Consider the following 3,537-nt stretch of genomic DNA (forward strand, 5'->3'; position numbering starts at 1 on the left):
GCGCCTTGGCCGGCCGGTGGGGCTGTGGGGCCTGCGCCTGGGCGGCTTGCTGGCGCTGGACTGCGCGGCCGCACTGCAGCCCGCGCGCCTGCTGCTGTGGCAACCGGTCCTGGATGGCAAAGGCTTCCTGACCCAGTTCCTGCGCCTGCGGGTGGCGGGCGACATGCTGGGCGAAGGCGGCGCCACCGAAGGCGGCACCGGCGCCCTGCGCGCCCAGCTGCAAGGCGGAACGCCGCTGGAGATCGCGGGCTACGAACTGGCCCCGGCCCTGGCCGCGTCGCTGGACGCCATCAGCGCCGCCAAAGTGAATCCGCCCTGCCCGGTCGACTGGATCGAGGTGGTGGTCAGCAGCGAACGCCCGCTGCCCCCGGCCGCGGCGCGCGTGAGCGCGGGCTGGGAAACACAAGGCATCACGGTACGCACAGCCCTGGTGCCGAACGCGCCATTCTGGAGTACCCAGGAAATCGAGGAAAGCCCGGCCATGGCCGCAGCCACGGTGGAACTGCTGCAGGGAGTGCCGGCATGATGCGCGACGAAGCCCCGCTCCACACCGGCGCCGCCTACCGCGATGAAGCGCTGACGTTCGACTGCCGCGGCGAGCAGCTGTTCGGCATCGCCAGCCTGCCCGCGGCCCCGGCCAGCGCGCCCACGCGCGGCGTGCTGGTGGTCGTTGGCGGCCCGCAGTACCGCGCGGGCAGCCACCGCCAATTCACCCTGCTGGCGCGCGCGCTGGCGCATCAGGGCATCCCCGTGCTGCGCTTCGACTACCGCGGCATGGGCGATAGCGACGGCGCCCTGCGCACCTTCGAGGACGTCAACGACGACCTGCGCGCGGGTGTGGACGCCCTGTGCCGCCATGTGCCATCGCTGCGCGAGGTGATCATCTGGGGTCTGTGCGACGGCGCCACCGCCGCCGTGATGTACGCCCCGGCCGATCCGCGCGTGACCGGCCTGGTGCTGCTCAACCCCTGGGTGCGCAGCGTGGAAGGCGCGGCCCGCGCGACCCTCAAGCACTACTACGGCCGCCGCCTGCTGGACCGCGCGCTGTGGACCAAGATCGCCACCGGGCGCTTCGACTACCGCGCCGCCGCCGGCTCGCTGCTGCGCATCGTGCGCGATGCACTGAAGCCACGGCCTGCCTCCGCCGCACCGGTCGCAGGCGCCGATGCGGCGCCGAGTGGCCCGCTGCCCGACCGCATGCTGCACTACGCGGAGCGCTTCACGGGCCGCGTGCTGCTGATCATCAGCGGCAACGACCTCACCGCGCAGGAATTCACCGACGCGACGCAAGCCTCGCCGCGCTGGCGCGCCCTGCTCGGCGGCCCGCGCGTGAGCCGCCAGCGGCTGGATCCGGCCGACCACACCTTCTCGCGGCGCGCCTGGCGTGACCAGGTCGCCGCATGGACCGCCCAATGGGTCAACGAACAGGAACCGAAGCAGGTGACCGCACCATGAAGCGCGTATTGATGATCGCCTACCACTTCCCGCCCTTGCGAGGCAGCAGCGGGATCCAGCGCACCCTGAAGTTTGCGCAGTACCTGCCGCAGGCGGGCTGGCTGCCGCTGGTGCTGTCGGCCCATCCGCGCGCCTACCAGCAGACCGGCGACGACCAGCTCAAGGACATTCCGGCCGAGGTCGAGGTCAAGCGCGCCTTCGCGCTCGATTCGGCGCGCCACCTGGCCATCGGCGGCCGCTATCCGCGCTTCTTCGCGCTACCGGACCGCTGGGTGAGCTGGTGGCTGGGCGGTGTGCCGGCCGGCCTCTCCCTGCTCAAGCGCCGCCGCGCCCAGGCAATCTTCTCGACCTACCCGATCGCCACCGCGCACCTGATCGGCCTCACGCTGCACAAGCTCACCGGCCTGCCCTGGATCGCGGACATGCGCGATCCGATGACCGAGCCGCACTACCCGCCCAATCCAGTGGTGCGCAAGTGGGTCGGCTGGGTCGAGCGCAAGACCGTGCAGCATGCGACCCGCATCGTGTGCACCACGCCGGGCACCATCGAGAAGTACCGCAAGCGCTACCCGGACCTGCCGGCCGACCGCTTCGTCCTGATCGAAAACGGTTTCGACGAAGAGAATTTCACCGAAGCCGAAGCGCAGGGCGTGGCCGCGCCGGCGCCCGGGCCCCTGCACCTGATCCACAGCGGCATCGTGTACCCGTCCGAGCGCGACCCCACGGTGCTGTTCGAGGCGCTGGGCGAGCTGCTGGCCAGAGGCGCCATCGGCCCGGACACGCTGCGCATCACGCTGCGCGCCACCGCGCACGACGAGCTGGTGAACAGCCTGATTGAGAAATACGGCATTGGCAGCATCGTGCAGGTGGCCCCGCACGTGGCCTACCGCACCGCGCTGGCCGAGATGCTGGGTGCGGGTGGCCTGCTGGTGCTCCAGGCCAGCAACTGCAACCAGCAGATTCCGGCCAAGCTGTATGAATACCTGCGCGCGCGCCGTCCGATTCTCGCGCTCACCGATCCCATAGGGGACACCGCCGCGACCCTGCGCGCGGCCGGTGTCGACACCATCGCGCCCCTGGACAACAAGGAAGCCATCATGGAAATGATCCTCAACTTCATGCGCCTGGTGGCGGAAGGCCGGGCGCCCTTGCCCACGCCGTCCGTGGTCGCGGCCAATTCGCGGCGCGCCCGCTCGCTGCAGCTGGCGGCCCTGCTGGACGAAGTCACCGCCAGCCCGGCCGCCGCGATGGCGCGCGCGCAGGAGGCAGTGCGATGAAAGCTCACTATCTGCTGGCGGGCGCGCTGCTGGCCGCCGCGGTCTGTGCACCGGCGTGGGCGGCACCGGGCAAGGCGACCGATCCGATCCTCACCAACCATGGCCGCAAGAGCCCGTGCGGGGAACTGCACAACGCCTTCGGCCCATGGGATTACCGCGAAGGGAACATCGACAACCGCGTGAACATCGTGCTGTCGGTGCACTTCCCGGCTGAAGTCGAGAACAACGAGCGCGGTGCGCGCGGCAGCCTGGGCGCCGACATGGACTACACCCTGCGCGCGCTGCCCAACTACATTCCGGCGCTGCTGGCGATGGCGCGCCAGGCCAAGAAGGAGCGCACCCTGCAGCCGGCGGGGGCGCACTATCCGGTCGAGTGCTATTTCGAGCGCGCGATGCGCTTCCAGCCGAAGGACGCGGCGGTGCGCACGGCCTATGCGAACTGGCTGCGCGAGCAGGGCCGCGACAACGATGCGCGCGCGATGTACCTCGCCGCAGTGGAACTCACACCGGGCAATGCGGCGGCCAACTACAACGTGGGGCTGCTGTACTACCGCGCCAAGGACTACGAGAAGGCCAACCTGTACGCGCACCGCGCGTATGCGCTCGGCTTCCCACTGCCGGCGCTGAAAAACCTGCTGGTCAAGGAAGGCAAATGGGCCGACGTGACCGACGAACAGCTCGACCTGCCCGACAACGCGAAGAAGGCGGCCGCGGAAGCCGCCGAGGCCACGTCTGATGCCGCGGCACCTGGCACCAGCGCGAAGGGCGACACGCCGGCCGCCAGCGGCCCGGCGCCCGCCCTGGC

4 protein-coding genes are annotated in these 3,537 nt (G+C 70.7%); all 4 read left to right on the forward strand.

The genetic code is table 11. The features are described from left to right. Positions 1 to 526, forward strand: a 526-nt coding sequence (locus E4L96_RS23465; RefSeq protein ID WP_502654448.1) for an alpha/beta hydrolase family protein, incomplete at its 5' end; no start/stop codon positions are given. After that, positions 523 to 1,455, forward strand: a complete 933-nt coding sequence (locus tag E4L96_RS02205; RefSeq protein WP_229414190.1) for a hydrolase 1, exosortase A system-associated — start codon at positions 523 to 525, stop codon at positions 1,453 to 1,455. The genes E4L96_RS23465 and E4L96_RS02205, both read left to right, overlap by 4 nt. Continuing rightward, a complete protein-coding gene (locus E4L96_RS02210) occupies positions 1,452 to 2,732 on the forward strand; it encodes a glycosyltransferase (RefSeq protein ID WP_229414191.1) in 1,281 nt (426 codons plus the stop codon). Before E4L96_RS02205 ends, E4L96_RS02210 begins: the two co-directional genes overlap by 4 nt. Continuing rightward, positions 2,729 to 3,537: tetratricopeptide repeat protein (locus tag E4L96_RS02215; RefSeq protein ID WP_135205605.1), on the forward strand; the 809-nt coding region annotated here is incomplete at its 3' end. The genes E4L96_RS02210 and E4L96_RS02215, both read left to right, overlap by 4 nt.

This window comes from Zemynaea arenosa (assembly GCF_004614185.1).
Classification (GTDB): Bacteria; Pseudomonadota; Gammaproteobacteria; order Burkholderiales; family Burkholderiaceae_D; genus Telluria; species Telluria arenosa.

Bases quoted from the DNA above. Each gene is read 5' to 3' on its own strand.
- E4L96_RS02205 (WP_229414190.1), top strand. From the start codon at position 523: ATGATGCGCGACGAAGCCCCGCTCCACACCGGCGCCGCCTACCGCGAT.
- E4L96_RS02210 (WP_229414191.1), top strand. From the start codon at position 1,452: ATGAAGCGCGTATTGATGATCGCCTACCACTTCCCGCCCTTGCGAGGC.